This window comes from Pantoea endophytica, from assembly GCF_002858935.1.
Lineage (GTDB): Bacteria > Pseudomonadota > Gammaproteobacteria > Enterobacterales > Enterobacteriaceae > Pantoea > Pantoea leporis.
The window spans coordinates 271,790-287,829 of sequence record NZ_PJRT01000005.1 but is presented as its reverse complement, the minus strand read 5'-3'; the positions used below and the strand labels follow the sequence as shown (position 1 = coordinate 287,829).

Annotated in this window: 11 protein-coding genes; 9 read left to right on the top strand and 2 right to left on the bottom strand. The window is 57.9% G+C overall.

From position 1 onward, the window contains the following. Nucleotides 1–53: 53 nt before the first annotated feature. The 3 genes from PZBJ_RS03785 (at nucleotide 54) to PZBJ_RS03775 (ending at nucleotide 1,443) form a co-directional block, all read left to right on the top strand. Nucleotides 54–824 carry a GntR family transcriptional regulator gene (locus PZBJ_RS03785; protein ID WP_101761265.1) on the top strand — a complete coding sequence of 257 codons (771 nt, stop codon included), beginning with the start codon at nucleotides 54–56 and terminating at the stop codon, nucleotides 822–824. Nucleotides 825–954: 130 nt separating this feature from the next. Next, a complete protein-coding gene (locus PZBJ_RS03780) occupies nucleotides 955–1,188 on the top strand; it encodes a YgdI/YgdR family lipoprotein (protein WP_007885913.1) in 234 nt (77 codons plus the stop codon). A 27-nt stretch (nucleotides 1,189–1,215) separates the two neighbouring features. Continuing rightward, nucleotides 1,216–1,443 (top strand): YgdI/YgdR family lipoprotein, encoded by a 228-nt coding sequence (locus PZBJ_RS03775; protein WP_101761264.1) that lies wholly within the window; start codon nucleotides 1,216–1,218, stop codon nucleotides 1,441–1,443. 74 nt (nucleotides 1,444–1,517) lie between these two features. Here the strand turns inward: PZBJ_RS03775 and PZBJ_RS03770 are convergent, their stop codons facing one another. Next, nucleotides 1,518–2,303 carry a MipA/OmpV family protein gene (locus tag PZBJ_RS03770; RefSeq protein WP_101761263.1) on the bottom strand — a complete coding sequence of 262 codons (786 nt, stop codon included), beginning with the start codon at nucleotides 2,301–2,303 and terminating at the stop codon, nucleotides 1,518–1,520. Nucleotides 2,304–2,427: 124 nt separating this feature from the next. Between PZBJ_RS03770 and PZBJ_RS03765 the strand changes: the two genes are divergently transcribed. The 4 genes from PZBJ_RS03765 (at nucleotide 2,428) to PZBJ_RS03750 (ending at nucleotide 8,601) form a co-directional block, all read left to right on the top strand. After that, nucleotides 2,428–3,123, top strand: a complete 696-nt coding sequence (locus PZBJ_RS03765; RefSeq protein ID WP_101761262.1) for a response regulator transcription factor — start codon at nucleotides 2,428–2,430, stop codon at nucleotides 3,121–3,123. Further along, nucleotides 3,120–4,304, top strand: coding sequence for a sensor histidine kinase (locus PZBJ_RS03760; protein WP_101761261.1), 1,185 nt, complete (start codon nucleotides 3,120–3,122; stop codon nucleotides 4,302–4,304). The genes PZBJ_RS03765 and PZBJ_RS03760 overlap by 4 nt, the downstream gene beginning before the upstream one ends. Before the next feature lie 89 nt (nucleotides 4,305–4,393). After that, nucleotides 4,394–5,539 carry an efflux RND transporter periplasmic adaptor subunit gene (locus PZBJ_RS03755; RefSeq protein ID WP_101761260.1) on the top strand — a complete coding sequence of 382 codons (1,146 nt, stop codon included), beginning with the start codon at nucleotides 4,394–4,396 and terminating at the stop codon, nucleotides 5,537–5,539. Next, nucleotides 5,536–8,601: an efflux RND transporter permease subunit gene (locus tag PZBJ_RS03750; RefSeq protein ID WP_101761259.1), complete on the top strand. Its 3,066-nt coding sequence runs from the start codon at nucleotides 5,536–5,538 to the stop codon at nucleotides 8,599–8,601. The genes PZBJ_RS03755 and PZBJ_RS03750 overlap by 4 nt, the downstream gene beginning before the upstream one ends. Before the next feature lie 36 nt (nucleotides 8,602–8,637). On the opposite strand, the gene PZBJ_RS03745 is transcribed toward PZBJ_RS03750, so the two are convergent. Further along, nucleotides 8,638–11,337, bottom strand: a complete 2,700-nt coding sequence (locus PZBJ_RS03745) for a cation-transporting P-type ATPase (RefSeq protein ID WP_101761258.1) — start codon at nucleotides 11,335–11,337, stop codon at nucleotides 8,638–8,640. A 506-nt stretch (nucleotides 11,338–11,843) separates the two neighbouring features. Here PZBJ_RS03745 and PZBJ_RS03740 point away from each other — a divergent pair. Beyond that, nucleotides 11,844–12,932, top strand: coding sequence for an efflux RND transporter periplasmic adaptor subunit (locus tag PZBJ_RS03740; RefSeq protein ID WP_101761257.1), 1,089 nt, complete (start codon nucleotides 11,844–11,846; stop codon nucleotides 12,930–12,932). After that, nucleotides 12,932–15,976: an efflux RND transporter permease subunit gene (locus PZBJ_RS03735; RefSeq protein ID WP_101761256.1), complete on the top strand. Its 3,045-nt coding sequence runs from the start codon at nucleotides 12,932–12,934 to the stop codon at nucleotides 15,974–15,976. Before PZBJ_RS03740 ends, PZBJ_RS03735 begins: the two co-directional genes overlap by 1 nt. Nucleotides 15,977–16,040: the final 64 nt, after the last annotated feature.

Below are 16,040 nucleotides of genomic sequence, written 5' to 3'. Positions count from 1 at the left end.
ATAGTTTATAGATAATGCAATTCAACGACTGAGGTCAATCGGTAATCGGAAACATGCAAAAAAACTATGACGCGAACCACGCTCAACCTTTCGCCAGACTCAGCGAAGGTGAAGGTGCGCCGCTGTATGAAGTGGTCAAGCGCCATATCAGCGAATCGATCCTGCAAGGTGAACTGCCCGCGGGCACGATTTTGCCGAGTGAAAATAGCCTGGCGGCGAAGTTTGGTGTGTCGGTGGGCACCGTCCGCAAAGCGCTGGCGGCGCTGACCACGGAAGGTATGCTGATGCGACGCCGCAAAACCGGCACCGTGGTAACCGGCTGGGCGCCGCTGCACAATCTCAGCCACTTTTTCCAGTATTTTCGCCTGCACGATAAAACCGGCGGATTGCTGCAATCCGATACCCGATTACTGGATTATCAACTGAGTCATGCCAGCGCCGAAGAAGCAGAGAAACTGCAAATTGGTCAGGGCGATGAAGTGATCCGGCTGAAGCGTTTGCGTCGCGTGAAGGGCATCGCCGCGATGCATGAAACGCTGGTGTTGCCCTCGGCGCGTTTGGCCGATTTCCCAGCAGCCGATCAGTTACCGCCGCTGCTTTATCGCTATTTGTTTGAGCGCTACGACCTGCGCGTCGCCGCCGTGCGTGAACAAATTACCGCTACGCTGGCGAATGAAGAGGATGCGGCGCTGCTGGAGCTGAGTTTGCCGCACGCCGTGATGGTGATTGATGAAGTTTCATTTGATCAAAGTGCCCTGCCGGTAATTTTGGCGCACCACCGTTTTAGTACTGAACACTTTATGTATGTGAATGAGATCCGCTAAGCGCGCGGCATGAACCGCCATCTGAGTCGGGTTAAACAGCGCAGATGCGCCGGGTTTCTGGCTGTTTCGGGAAAATGTTCTAAGCTATTTAGGTAGTTAAAACTTATTCCACTGAAAGGAACTCATCACGATGAAAAAAACAGTACTGGCAACGGCATTTCTTGGCACTTTTATGGCAATGACATTGACCGCTTGCTCTTCAAATCAGGCGATTAAGACCACCGACGGACGCACGATTGTGACGTCTGGTAAGCCGCAAATCGACAGTGACACGGGCCTTGTTTCTTACAAGGATGCGCAAACCGGTAAAACTGAGCAGATCAATCGCGACAAGATTACCAACATGAGCGAACTGGATAATTAATATCCTTTTAACAGCCTGGAGAGACTAATGAAAAAATCAATTTTGCTTTCTATTACTGCGCTTATTGCCCTGTCCGCTTTAACCGGATGTACGCGTACCTCGTACGCCATCCACACCAATGATGGACGCACCATCGTCACCGATGGCAAACCACAGGATGCTGAAACCGGCCTGCTGGGTTACGTCGATGCCAATGGCGTGAAGCAGCAAATCAATAAAAGTGACGTGAAAGAGATCTCTGAAGTTCCGCATTAATAATCTTTCTCACTCAAGCCGCCCGCTGTAGTGGATTTCCTTACAGCGGTGCGGGCTTAAACACCATTCAAATCTTAAAACGTATAGGTCACCGCCGCTGTTGCGGTCAGCTGATTCTGCCTGAACACGATGGGACTGTCCGCCGCGTGATCGTCCAGCCACGTGTAGCCCGCGCTCAGCGCCCCGCCCCAGTGCTGGGTAAACTGATGACTCCATGTCAGGTCGGTTTCTACCCCATAAAATCCCGCTGCCGGTGAGTAAGTCGCATAGCCACTTTTCACGCTTTGACGCGCACTGACGCCGTACCAGGTTTGCATGTAACGCGCATCCCCAAATAGCGCGGACGTCTGCAAGGAAAGGCTATCCTGCTGGCTTTGCAGCGGAATTAACGTTACCGAGGTGCGATAATTCACGCCCTGACTGTCTGTCAGCGGCAGCACGGCTTTCGCTTCGAGGACCAGCCACGGCGAGACCGCCCAACCGGCCGCAATAGCGGTGTTGAGCGTGGCATTTATTGTGCCCATGCCACGCAGCTTGTCAGAACCGTCGCGCCAGTCGGAATCCTTGTCTGCCCTGCCCAGGCCATATCCCAGCGAATGCTCCAGATACAGGCCGCTGTCGTTTTGCAGATCGTAGCCGACCCCCTTTTGCGAATCGACGAAAAAGGCACCTTTTCTGGCCTGCAACATCGGCACCGCTTGCCAGCGTTGCTTGTCCGCGCCGCTGTATGTCGGCGTGGTCTGCGCGCCCACGCCAATCATCACGCCATCCTGCGCTGCGCTGTCATCAGCGCGGCTGCTGGTACTGATACTGACCAGTAACAAACAGCCACTGTACAGCGCCTTTTTTCTCGTTATCATCGTGTCCCCTCAGTTACCCATCTGTTTTTAGCCCCTTGCCCGGGCGTTGCGTCACGGATTGGAGTATCCCGAAGCATTGTCAATAACGTGCCAGGGATTTATGAAGAAACTGTCAAGGTGAGCCATGAACAACAGACGAGTATTGGTTATTGAGGATGATGCAGACGCGGCAGACGTGCTGGAAGCCTATCTGCTACGTGAAGGATACGCCGTGGAGATTGCCGGCGATGGGCATAGCGGACTTGAGCGCGTTGAGAAGTGGAAACCCGATCTCATTCTGCTCGATATCATGTTGCCCGGCATGAACGGCACCGAGGTGCTGGCTGCCGTGCGACGCCGCGCGGACACGCCGGTGATTATGATTACCGCGATGACCGACACGCCCGACAGAATCGGCGCGCTGCGCTTAGGCGCGGATGACTACGTCGTGAAACCCTATCATCCGGGCGAAGTGGTGGCGCGCGTGCAGGCGGTGCTGCGCCGCAGCCGGGCGGCCGTTGCGGAGGATGAAGTGCTGCGCTGGCAGGCGCTTGAGGTCAATACTGCCGCGATGACTGCAATGGTCGCGCAGCCAGAGCAACAGCCAACACGCGTTGAACTCACGCCAACCGAATTTTCCCTGCTGGTGACCCTGATGCGAGCGCCGGTGCGCGCACTCAGCCGTCACTATCTGATCGAAACCTGCATGCCTGAAAGCGAGGCGCTGGAAAGGGTGATCGACACCCACGTCTACAACCTGCGTAAGAAGCTCGAAAACGCCGGTTTGTCCGAGATATTACTTAACGTGCGCGGCGTGGGTTACAGGTTCAGACAGCCATGAAAAAGTCACCTCCTCAAACGCTGTGGCGCTGGATCTGCGTGCGTATTTTGACGCTGGCGATCGTCACGGTGATTGCCGTTGCCGGGATTATGTTCCTGCGCTTTGCGCTGCAAAACCTGTGGATCATCCACCATATGCCGCCGGAGATGCGCCAGGAATTTCTGACGCTGCGTGCGCATCCGCAAACCAATCTGCCGCGCTTCCACGAGATCGTTGATGAACGCTGGGGCGTGCGCTACTCCGATCCTTCGGTGGGTGCCGCTGACTGGCTGATGGTGATCATCCTGATTTTCATCATTACGCCGTTTGTTGCCTTCACCGTTCTGCGCAACGCCCGCCCGCTGGCGTTGCAGTTTAGCCACCTGAAAAAAACCGCTGATCGGGTATCCGAAGGGCAGTTTGGTTCCGCCGCCACCATTGTAAAAAGCGCGCCGGCGGAGCTGTTGCACTTCGCACACGACTTTAATCGCATGAGCCAGCAGCTGGCGCTCTACGATCGTGAACTGCGCGCCTCGCACGTGGCGCTGGCACACGAACTCCGTTCGCCGCTGACGGCCGCCATTGGCCGGTTACAAGGTCTGCTGGATGGCGTGTTTCAGCCGGAACCGCAGCAGCTTGAGATGATCATGAAACAGCTGCGCCACATGAGCCGACTGATCGATGAGCTCCACCTGCTGTCGCTGGCCGACGCCGGGCAACTCAAGTTGGATCTGCATGAGATCAACCCCGGAGAACTGGCGCGGGAGCGCGTGGCCTGGGTGCGACCGCAAGCCGAAGCCAGCGGCATGATCATCAGCGTGGCAGCAGACAGCACGCTCACCTGCCGCGCCGATCCCTTCCGCCTGGGCCAGGTGTTTAGCGTGTTGATTGAAAATGCCTTGCGCTATGGCAAGCCTGCGGGCCAGTTGCAGATTACTGCCCGCGCGGTGCCGGGAGGCTGCAGCATCGAATTCAGGGATGATGGCCCCGGCGTGGCGCCTGAATTTCTGCCCGAGATGTTTGAACGCTTTACGCGCGGTGAAACCTCGCGCGCGCGCCACTCAGGCGGCAGCGGGCTAGGCTTGTCGATCGCTCGCGCCATCTGCGCGGCGCACGGCGGCAGGATCAGCGCCAAACTACCCAAAGAGGGCGGCCTCAGCCTGGCGATTTTCCTGCCGGACGTCAGTCCGGCACCGTTTTAAGCGCTCTTGACAGGATCTTGACTCGCCGTACAACGAATCTCGACAGTTAGCCGTTTTAATGGCGCCAAATCCTTGTACGGAGTGGCGCCATGACTGACTCTTTCACCGGCCTGGTCAAACAGGCCGCCGATCATCTTATCGATGCACAACGCCTGATAACGTTACTGCCATTGTTGCCATGCATGGTGGTCATCGCCTTGTCGCTGACTGCCTGCGGGCCACGCGATCCCTTACCACCCGCGCCTCCCCGACCGGTAAAATTCATCACCGTGAAGCCCGCCCTGCAAGGGCAACAGGTGCAGATGACCGGCGATATTCATGCCCACGACGAAACATCATTGGGTTTCAGGCTGGATGGGCGGATTCTGACGCGCCCTGCCGAAGTGGGCGATCGTGTTGACGCCGGTCAGGTGCTGGCAACGTTAGAGAGCAGCACTACCGCCAATGCGTTACGCAGCGCGATGGCGGACACCGACAGCGCGCGGGCAGCTGAACGCGTTGCGGCGCTGAATCTACATCGTATGAAACAGTTGATGCCTTCCGGTGCGATTGCACGGGCGCAGCTCGACAGCGCACAATCCGATTGGCAATCCGCTGCGGCGCACCTGCAAAGCAGCGAAGCCGCACTTAATAGCGCGCAGGAAAATCTACGCTGGACGCAGCTAACGGCTCCTTTCAGCGGCGTGATCACCGCCGTCAGCGCCTCTGCCGGACAGGTCTTGAGCGCCGGTCAAACGGTGATGGCACTGGCAAGCGGTGCGCGGCGGGATGTGGTTCTGGATGTGCCTTTCCCGGCAGCATTTTCCTCGCTCCCCAGCGATGCCTTTCGCGTAACTCTGCTCTCTTCACCGGCGATCACCGCGCAGGCGCATCTGCGCGATATCAGCCCGCAGGCCGACCCGCAAACGCGGACCTGGCGGGTTCGATTAACGCTAGACGATCCACCGCCAGCGATGCTGTTGGGCGCCAGCGTCAGCGTGGCACTACCGGAGAGCGATCCCCGCACCTTTATCCTTCCTGCATCCGTGCTGACGCGCCTGGCGGACAAACCGGCGGTGTTTGTGCTGGATGCGAAGCGCGGCAAGGTCACACGCCGCACGGTGGTGATTTCCCGCTTCACCGCCAGCGAAGTCTATATCGCCAGTGGTCTCACGGCAGGCGAAAGCGTGGTCACGGCAGGCGTCAGCACACTGCGCGATGGCGAAGCGGTTGCGCGGGGAGATGAGCAGCCATGAGTGAACCTTCCGCTCGCGATAAATTCAACCTTTCCGCCTGGGCGCTGGCTCATCAACAGCTGATGGCTTTTCTGATGCTGATGATCCTTGGCGCTGGCGTGCTCAGCTATCAGGCGCTGCCGCGCAACGAAGATCCCGCCTTTACCATCAAAACCGCCGAGGTCTCCGCGCAGTGGCCCGGTGCCGATCTCGACGATACGGTGCAACTGCTGACTGAACCGCTGGAGAAAAAGCTGCAGGAAGTGCCCTATCTGGATTACGTGCAGAGTGAAACGCATCCCGGCAAAACCGTTATCTTTGTCAATCTGCGCGACAGCACGCCGCCCGGCAAAGTGCAGGACATCTGGTATCAGGTACGCAAGAAAATGCAGGATGTCAGCTCCGCGCTGCCTGCGGGCGTTGCGGCACCGGCGGTCAATGATGATTTTGACGATACTTTTGGCACGATTTACGGTTTTACTGCTGAAGGATTTAGCACGCGTGAACTGCGCGATCGCGTTGAGTCGATTCGCGATCGGCTGATGAGCGTACCGGATGTCGGCAAAATTACGTTGCTCGGCGTGCAGGAGGAGCAGATTGTGGCGAGCTTCTCTCCGCGCACGCTCGCGGGAATGGGCCTGAGCCTGCAACAGGTCACCGATGCCTTGCAGGCGCAGAATGCCTTGTCACCCACAGGCGTCATTCGCACCGACAGCGATAACATCGCGCTGCGCGTCAGCGGTGCCTTCAACTCGGAACAGAGCCTGCGCGCCGTGACGCTGCACATCAGCGATCGCTACATTCCCCTGACCGATATCGTCACGCTGACGCGTGTGGCGGCGGAACCGCCAACGCCGCTCTATCGCGTCAACGGTAAGCCAGCGATTGGGCTGGCGATCTCCATGGCGCCGACCGGCAATATGCTGGATTTTGGCCACGCGTTAACGGACAAAATGTCGCGGATTGCCAGCCAACTGCCGCACGGGATTGAGGTAACGAAAGTAGCGGATCAGTCGCGGGTGGTCAGCGACGCGGTCAGCGGATTTGTGCGGGTGCTCGGTGAAGCCATCGTTATCGTGCTGGCCGTCTCTTTCGTCTCGCTCGGGCTGCGTGCCGGTTTAGTGGTGGCGGCGGCGATTCCTCTGGTGTTGGCGATGACCTTTACCGGCATGATGCTGGCGGGCATTGGGCTGCAACGCATTTCACTTGGCGCGCTGATCATCGCGTTGGGGTTGTTGGTGGATGATGCGATGATCGCGGTGGAGACCATGGTCGCCCGACTCGAAGCCGGTGATTCCCGCTGGCGCGCCGCTACAGTAGCCTTTGAAACCACCGCATTTCCGATGCTCACCGGCACGCTGGTGATGATTGCCGGTTTCATTCCCGTCGGCTTCGCCGCGTCCGGCGCGGGGGAATATTGCTACTCGCTGTTTGTGGTGGTGCTGATCTCGCTGCTCAGTTCATGGGTCGTTGCGGTGTTGTTCTCTCCGCTGACCGGCAGCTGGATCCTGGCATCAAGGCCAGGTAAATCGCACGCTAAGCCCGGTTGGTTGCTGCGCCTCTATCGCCGTCTGGTTTCACAGGTGTTACGCCATCGAGGCTTGACGCTCGGCCTGGCCGGCGCATCGCTGCTGCTCGCCATCTGGGGCATGAGCCACCTGCAGGGCGAGTTTTTCCCGGCATCCGATCGCCCGGAGCTGCTGGTCAGCCTCACGCTGCCCGCGAATGCCTCGCAGGCGCGCACCTTAAGCGTGGTAGAACAGCTCGAAGCGAAACTCAGCGGCAACACCAATATCGACCATTTCTCCTCCTATAGCGGCAGCGGCGCCGTGCGTTTTTATCTGCCGATGGACGTGCTGAACGATGATGAAAACATCGCCCAGCTGGTGGTGGTAGCCAAAAATCTGGCGGCGAGGGATCGGTTGAAAGCTGAACTCGATCGCCTGCTGGCACGCGATTCCAGCGATGTGGTGACGCGCGTATCGCCGCTGGAACTGGGTCCGCCGGTTGGCTGGCCGATCCGCTATCGCATCAGCGGGCCGCACTACGAGCGGGTGAAACAGTATGCGGAAAAGCTGGCCAGCATCCTCGGGCAATCCCACGCGACGCGCAGCGTAAACCTGACCGCAGGCGAGCCGGAACGCGTCATCACCTTTGCGGTGAACCAAACCGCAGCCCGCGCGGCTGGCGTCTCTTCACAGGATATCGCGCAGCTGCTGAACCGCGTGTGGTCCGGTCAAAGCGTGACTACCGTGAGAGATCATAACCGGCTGGTTGATGTGGTGTTGCGCGCCAACGATGCTGACCGGCTGGACTTAACGAGCCTCGCTGCGCTGAAACTGACCACCGTGTCAGGCGCGAAGATTGCCATCGGCCAGGTTGCGGCACTGCAGTGGGGATTGCAGGATCCGGTGATGTGGCGTCGCCAGGGTTTTCCCTATGTGGTGGTACAAACTGATGTAGCGGCGGGCATGCAAGCGGAGACCACATCCTCGCAGCTCAGCGCAGATGTCCAGAAGCTGCGTGCCGGATTAGCGCCAGGTTACACCCTTGATGAAGAGGGCACGGTTGCCGAATCGGATAAAGGTAACGGCTCAGTGTTTGCCGTTTTGCCGGTGACGTTGTTTGTCATGCTGATTCTGCTGATGGTGCAGCTGCAACGCGTATCGCGCATGTTGCTGGCATTGGCGATGGCGCCTTTTGGACTGCCTGGCATTGTTCTGGCGATGCTGCCCAGCGGCACGCCGATGGGATTTGTCGCCCTGCTCGGTATGATTGCGCTGGCTGGCATGATCATCCGCAACGCGGTGATCCTGATCATGGAAGCCGATAGCAATCTGCGTGCTGGCATGTCGCGCAATGATGCGGTAAGCCTAGCGGCTGAGCATCGTGCCCGCCCGATTCTTCTCACCGCCTGCGCCGCGATATTAGGCATGATTCCCATCTCACATCAGGTGTTTTGGGGGCCGATGGCCTACGCCATCATTGGTGGATTGCTGGTGGGAACGCTGATGACGCTGACGGTATTGCCCGCTGCGCTCAGTCTGGTGATGCAGCGTGAATCAGCGTCTTCCGCTGAATGAAAAAGGGTTGGCTGGCATGGCGCCAGCCAACATACGTTAACGGGCCAGACGCCAGCCGCGTGTCAGGCGCTTCTCTATCTCCACCAGCACAAAGATCCCGGCGCTCACCGCCAGCGAAATCAGCCAGTATTTGAACGGCAATGGCGCGGTGCCAAACAGCGTATTCATCAATGGAACATAGATAATCATCGCCTGCAGCGCGATAAGCACCACGGTGACCAGCCAGATGCCACGATTTTTCAGCAAGCCGGCATCCAGCGAGAATCCGTTACTGTTGCGGCAGTTCAGCATGTAAACCCACTGCGCGGTGACCAGCATCTGCAGCAGCACGGTGCGGATGAACTCCGGCGTGTAGCCGCGCGGCTGGAGCCAGGCTTCCAGCACAAAGGCGCTAATCGAAATCAGCAGGCCGACGAAGATCACGCGCCAGATGGCGTAAGCGTCCATCACCGGGCTGCGTGCGTTACGCGGCGGGCGGCGCATGATGTTGCGCTCTGCCGGTTCAAATGCCAGACCAAACGACAGCGTTGCCGAGGTCGCCATGTTCATCCACAGAATCTGCACCGGCGTTAGCGGCAGCAGGTTGCCCATCAGAATCGCAATGATGATCAGCAATCCCTGCGCGAGGTTGGTCGGCATGATAAACAGAATGGTTTTCTTCAGGTTATCGTAGACGCGTCGTCCCTCTTTCACTGCCGCCGCGATGGTGGCGAAGTTGTCGTCGGCGAGGATCATATCCGCCGCCTCTTTGGTCACTTCGGTGCCTTTGATGCCCATCGCGATACCAACGTTGGCCTGCTTCAGCGCGGGCGCATCATTGACGCCATCACCGGTCATGCCGACGATCTCACCGCTGCTCTCCAGCGCTTTCACCAGACGCAGCTTATGCTCGGGGCTGGTACGGGCAAAAATGTCGTATTCACGCGCCGCCACGCCCAACTCGGCATCGTCCATATGCTCTAGCTGGTAACCGGTGATGGCAGAATCGCTGTTACCAATGCCCAGCATCTGGCCAATCGCCATCGCGGTTTCCGGGTGATCGCCGGTGATCATCTTCACGCGAATCCCTGCCTGCTGGCAGTCGCGAATCGCGGTGATGGCTTCCGGACGCGGCGGATCCATCATGCACGCCAGGCCCAGCATCTTCATGCCGTTGCGTAAATCCTCATGATCGATGTGGTGCTGCGCTTCCGGCAGCCAGCGCCACGCGGCGGCAACCGTGCGCAACCCTTCGCTTGCGTAGGTGGTGATCGCCGCTTCCCAATACTCGCGATCAATCACTTCCGCATCGGTAGCACCCTGCTGCTGTTGACACAGCGACAGCAACACATCGGGCGCACCGGTCATCAGCAGGCACGGTTTGCCATCAATCAGGCAGCTCACCGCCATGTATTTGTAGGCCGAGTCAAACGGCAGCTTGCTCAGAATCTGCACCTTGTCACTGTGAATGCCCGCCTTGGCGGCCAGCACTTTCAGCGCACCTTCGGTTGGGCCACCCACAATGCCCCAGTTGCCGTGGGCATCCTGACGCAGCTGGCTTTCGTTACAGATATCCACCACCTGCAGGAAGCCCTGCATCAGCGCATCGCTCTGCTGGCCCGCTTCAAGGGTGAATTCGCCTTTGGGTTCATAGCTGTTGCCGCTGATGCGCCACTGGCTGTTCGCCAGCACCATCGCTTTCACCGTCATCTCGTTCATGGTCAGCGTGCCGGTTTTATCCGAGCAGATCACCGTCATGGCACCGAGCGTTTCGACCGTCGGCAGCTTGCGAATGATGGCGTGATTGCGTGCCATCGACTGCACGCCAAGCGACAGAATGATCGAAATAATCGCCGGTAAACCTTCCGGCACCGCCGCTACCGCGAGGCTGATCACCGACAGCAGCAGCTCCGTCACCGCGATGTCGCGCAGCAGATAACCAAACACAAACAGCGCCGCCATCATCAACATGATGATGCCGAAGATGGCTTTTCCGAGTTTGTCGATCTGCACCAGCAGCGGGGTTTTCGCCTCTTCAATCGCGGAGATCATCGCATTGATGTGGCCCAGCTCGGTGTCGCCGCCGGTGGCGATCACCACGCCCAGCGCGGTGCCTGAACTGACGGTGGTGCCGGAATAGGCCAGATTCAGGCGATCGCCGAGCCCTTTTTCACCTTCAAGTGCCACGGTGTTCTTTGATACCACCGTGGATTCGCCGGTCAGAATCGCCTCTTCGACGCGCAAGTTATGTACCTCGAACAGCCGCAAATCCGCCGGGATCTTATCGCCTGGGCGCAGCATTACCACATCGCCGACCACCAGATGCTGCGTAGCGACGGTGATCTGCTGGCCGTCGCGCAGCACCATGGCATCGCTCGACATCATGTTCTGGATGCTTTTCAGCGACTTTTCAGCGTTGCTTTCCTGAATGAAGCCGATCAGGGCGTTGATCACCGCCACGCCGAGAATCACAAAGGTATCCACCCAATGGCCCATCACCGCGGTGATCACCGCCGCAGCCAGCAGGATGTAGATCAGTACATCTTTGAAATGCGCCAGAAAACGCATCAGCAGTGACTTATCCGCCTTTTGCGGCAGCACGTTCGGCCCGTTGGCATCCAGTCGTTGCTGTGCGTCGGTGCTGCTCAACCCCGCGGGTGAGCTGTTGATGGCTTTAAATACGGCGGCGTTATCCTGCTGATAATAGGGACGCGCGGATGCTTCCGGACGTTTTGGCTGAATAGGAATAACGGTCATAATTAACCCCGTGACATTGAATTGAAAATAAAAAAGCGTGCGAAAATAAAAACCACATTTTAATTATATTTTCCCGAAGCATACTGACCGTGGTCATGTTTTTACCGATTCAGAAGTGTGATGCTAATAGTGATAGCACTGATTGCGTAATGTTATTATTTAAACGCAAATAGAAAGGCAAATGACGCATATTAATTTTAGTTTCATCTCGAAATGTATTAATCATAGGGGGAATTATTATGAATAAATTACACAACCTGACAATACCGATGATCATTTCCTTTATTATCATTGCAGTATCATCAGCTACCGCCATCGGCTTACTCTCTTATCATGTGGTTTCGCGCATGGTGGCATAATTGATTTCGCCAGACATCGCTAAATTAAACCAACCTTAAACGCACATAATTGTTTCCACCTAATGACCCTTACTTTGCGGAGGGTCATTATTCTCTCTTTCAGGCAATGGCATATTCCCGCCCTTTCTTTCTTATTGAGGCAGGGGCATGAATAATTGGCCAGTGCTGGGTGCACTTGTAATTTGTTTGGTTTTGATCGGTTGTGACAATAAAAGCGGTGATGAACTCAGCGCACCTCGCGTAATTAAAGCGCTAACACTGACGGAAAATACCACAGAGAAAGTCAGGGTATTTCCAGCGCGTATTTCGGCGGGCGATTACACCGAATTGGCGTTTAAGCGTACCGGGCGGCTGGCGCAGTTGCAGGTGCGTGAAGGCAGCCATGTGAAGGCTGGCGAGGTGATTGGTCGGCTGATCGATACCGATGCGCAGCTGCGCGTCAACGATCAGCAGAACAGATTCCAGCAGGCGGATCGTCAGTATCAGCGCTTCAGTGCGCTGGCCACGCGCAGTGCGGTTTCGCAGGCAGATATGGATGTGCAAAAGGCCAATCGCGACTCAGCCGCCGTGGCGCTCAACATCGCCAAACAGGAGCTGGATTATCACACCTTGCGCGCACCGTTTGACGGCATCGTCACCAGCGTGGCCTCACAAAATCATCAGGTGGTCACCGCCGGACAAACGGTGGCGGTGATCAGCTGCAACGATGTGCTGGATGTGATTTTTAGCGTGCCGGAAAACCTGTTCACCAGCCTTGACGTGCAAAACGTGAGTTATCAGCCAGAGATCAGCCTGAATGCGCTGCCGGGCCGCACGTTTCGCGCGGCATATAAAGAGCATCGCGCAGAAGCTGATGCTGCCACGCTAACCTGGCAAGTAGTGCTGACGATGCCGCGTCCGACGGATTTACCGCAGGTCAGCGGACTGAGCGGCACAGTGAAAGTGCAGATGCATAACCTGCCCACTTCCGACGGCACGCCGCTGCTGCGCGTGCCGGCCAACGCGGTGTTTAACCCGGATCACAGCCTGCCGAATCAGCCTTACGTGTGGCTGATCAGCGGTGAAGGTGATGTGGTTAACGTTCAGCAGCAGCCGGTGGTGGTGGGAAAACTCAATGCGCAGGGCATCGAAATTCTCTCCGGCCTGCAAGTGGGCGATCGCATTGTGGTCGCGGGCGTCAGCGATCTGCGTGATGGTCAGGCGGTGCGCCTGTGGACACGCGAGCGAGGTCTGTGATGCGCCTGCTGGAACCGTTTCTCAAATACCCGATTCGCAGCTGGCTGGTGATCCTGCTGCTGGGCGTGGGCGGCATTTTTGCGCTGCTCAACATTGGCCGCCTGGAGGATCCGCTTTTCACCATTAAATCGGCGGTGATTGTGACGCACTATCCTGGCGCGTCGGCGCAGCAGGTGGAAGAGGAAGTCACGCTGCCGCTGGAGAACGCCTTGCAGCGCTTGCCATCGCTCGACAACGTCAGTTCGATCTCCAGCAACGGTTTGTCGCAGATCACCGTTACGATTCACAGCCACTATCGCGCCGACGACTTGCCGCAGGTGTGGGATGAATTGCGTCGCCGCGTTGACGATGCCACGCGCCAGTTTCCACCCGGCGTCAGCGCGCCGCTGGTAAATGACGACTTTGGCGATGTCTACGGCTACTTCTTTACCCTTTCCGGCGAGAACTTCACCAACAGCGAGCTGCGCACCTACGCCGATCAATTGCGGCGTGAGCTGAATTTGGTACCTGGCGTGGCGAAAGTGGCGATTGCCGGTAATGAACAGGAGCAGGTGAATATCACGCTCTCCAGCCAGAAGATGGCGGCGCTGGGCGTGACGCCACAGCGCGTGGCCGCTTTGCTCAACAGCGTCAATGCCGTCTCCGATGCGGGCCAGATTCGCCTCGGCAATGAAGCGATTCGTTTCCATCCGACCGGCGAGTTTCACTCACTGGATGAGATCGGTGCGCTGCCAATCTCTGCGCCCGGCAGCAGCCAGCAAGTGTTGCTGCGCGATATCGCCACGCTCAGCTACGGCGTTACCGAACGGCCGGGCAATCTCTATCACGCCAACGGCAACGCCGCGCTGGCGATGGGCGTCTCCTTTGCGCCTGGCGTCAACGTGATTGATGTCGGCGATGCGTTAAGCGCCAAAATTCAGCAGCATCAGCAGGCCAAACCGCTCGGCATCGATCTGAACGTGTTTTATAACCAGGCGCAGGAAGTGAAGCAGTCGGTGGATGGTTTCATCAATAACTTTCTGATGGCGCTGGCGTTTGTGGTGGGCACGCTGCTGCTGTTTATGGGCGTCCGCAGCGGTATGGTGATCGCCGCCTCGCTGGCGCTTAATGTGCTGGGCACGCTGCTGATCATGTATCTGTTTAAGCTTGAGCTACAGCGCGTGTCGCTGGGTGCGCTGATTATCTCTCTCAGCATGCTGGTGGATAACACCATCGTGGTGGTGGAAGGCATCAAGGTCGATCGCCAGCGCGGCAAGCCGTTGCAACAGGCGATGATGCAGATGGTGAAACGCAGCGCGCTGCCGCTGCTCGGCGCCACGGTGATCGCCATCATCGCCTTCGCGCCAATTGGTTTATCGCAGGATTCCACCGGCGAATACTGTAAATCGCTGTTCCAGGTGCTGCTGATTTCTCTGCTGCTCAGCTGGATTACCGCGCTGACGCTGACGCCGGTGTTCGTGCAGTGGATGGATGGTCGCCAGGCGATCAGCAAGCAAGACGCACAGCCGTATCAAGGCGTGGTGTTTCGCCTGTATCGCCGCGTACTCACCACGCTGCTGCGCTTCCGCATCACTACTTTAGTGCTGATGGCCGCGTGCCTGGCCGCCTCGATCTATGGCTTCGGCTACGTGAAGCAGAACTTCTTCCCCGCCTCCAATACGCCGATTTTCTTCACCGATCTGTGGCTGCCGTATGGCACCGACATCCATTACACCGCACAAACCGCGCGCGAGGTTGAAGGCTGGATTAACCAGCAGCCGGGCGTCAGCAGTACCGTGACCACCATTGGTCAGGGCGCGATGCGCTTTACGCTGACCTACGATGCAACGCGTCAGTACAGTAATTACGCGCAGATTATGGTGCGCGTGCAGGACGCCAGGCAGCTGGAAATGCTGGCGCAGCACACCGAGCAGCACATCGGCGAGCACTTCCCACAGGTGACGGAGCGCATCAAACGCATCAATTTTGGCAGTGCCAGCGACAGCGCCATTGCGCTGCGGATTACCGGCCCCGATCCCATTACGCTGCGGCAGATTGCCAGCCAGATTGACGACATTTTCCTCGCCGAGGGCAGCGCGTTTCCGCCGCGTAATGACTGGCAGGCGCGCAGTAAAGTGATTCGTCCGCAGTATTCGCCGCTGCGCGGTCAGGAGCTGGGCGTGGACAAGCGCGATATCGACCGCGCGCTGCGTATCAACTTCAGCGGTGATAGCGTCGGCTTGCTGCGCGAAGGCTCGCGGCTGATGCCGATCATGCTGCAGACCTCCGAGCTGGAGCGGCAGAATATCGACCATCTTGGCAATATTCAGGTTTGGAGTCAGGCGCAGCAGCGCTATGTGCCGCTGGCCAATCTGGTGAGCGATTTCCAGCTGGAATGGGAAGATCCGCTGATAATGCGCCGTGACCGCATGCGCGTCTTGACGGTGCAAACCGATCCCGATCCCGCTAGCGGCCGCACCGCCGCAGAGATTGTGGCGCGCGTGCAGCCAGCCATCGAGCAGCTGAAGTTGCCCGCCGGCTATCATCTGGAATGGGGCGGTGAGTTGGAGAGTTCACGCGATGCCCAAAGCGGCCTGCTTGGCTCGCTGCCGTTAGGTTTCCTCGCGATGTTTGTGATTACCGTGCTGATGTTTAACTCGCTGCGCGATGCGCTGGCGATCTGGATTACCGTGCCGCTGGCGCTGATTGGCGTCACCTGCGGCTTCCTGCTCACCGGCATTCCATTTGGCTTTATGGCGTTGATTGGTTTGCTGAGTTTGTCAGGCATGTTAATTCGTAACGGTATCGTGCTGGTTGAGGAAACGCACCGGCTGGCGCGGCATCAGCCGTTACAGCAAGCGATTCTCGACGCCGCAACGTCGCGCCTGCGCCCGATTCTGCTCACCGCCTTTACCACCGTGCTCGGCCTGCTACCGCTGCTGCGCGATGTGTTTTTCCAGAGCATGGCGGTGGTGATCATTTTCGGTTTGGGATTCGCCACGGTGCTAACGCTGCTGGTGTTGCCGGTGCTGTATCAAACCTTTTATCGGGGTAGAAAGTCTTGAGCGTGAAATTTTGCCTTGAGTCCGTATTATCCGTGTGGGCACTGACGCATCTGGAAATTGAGCC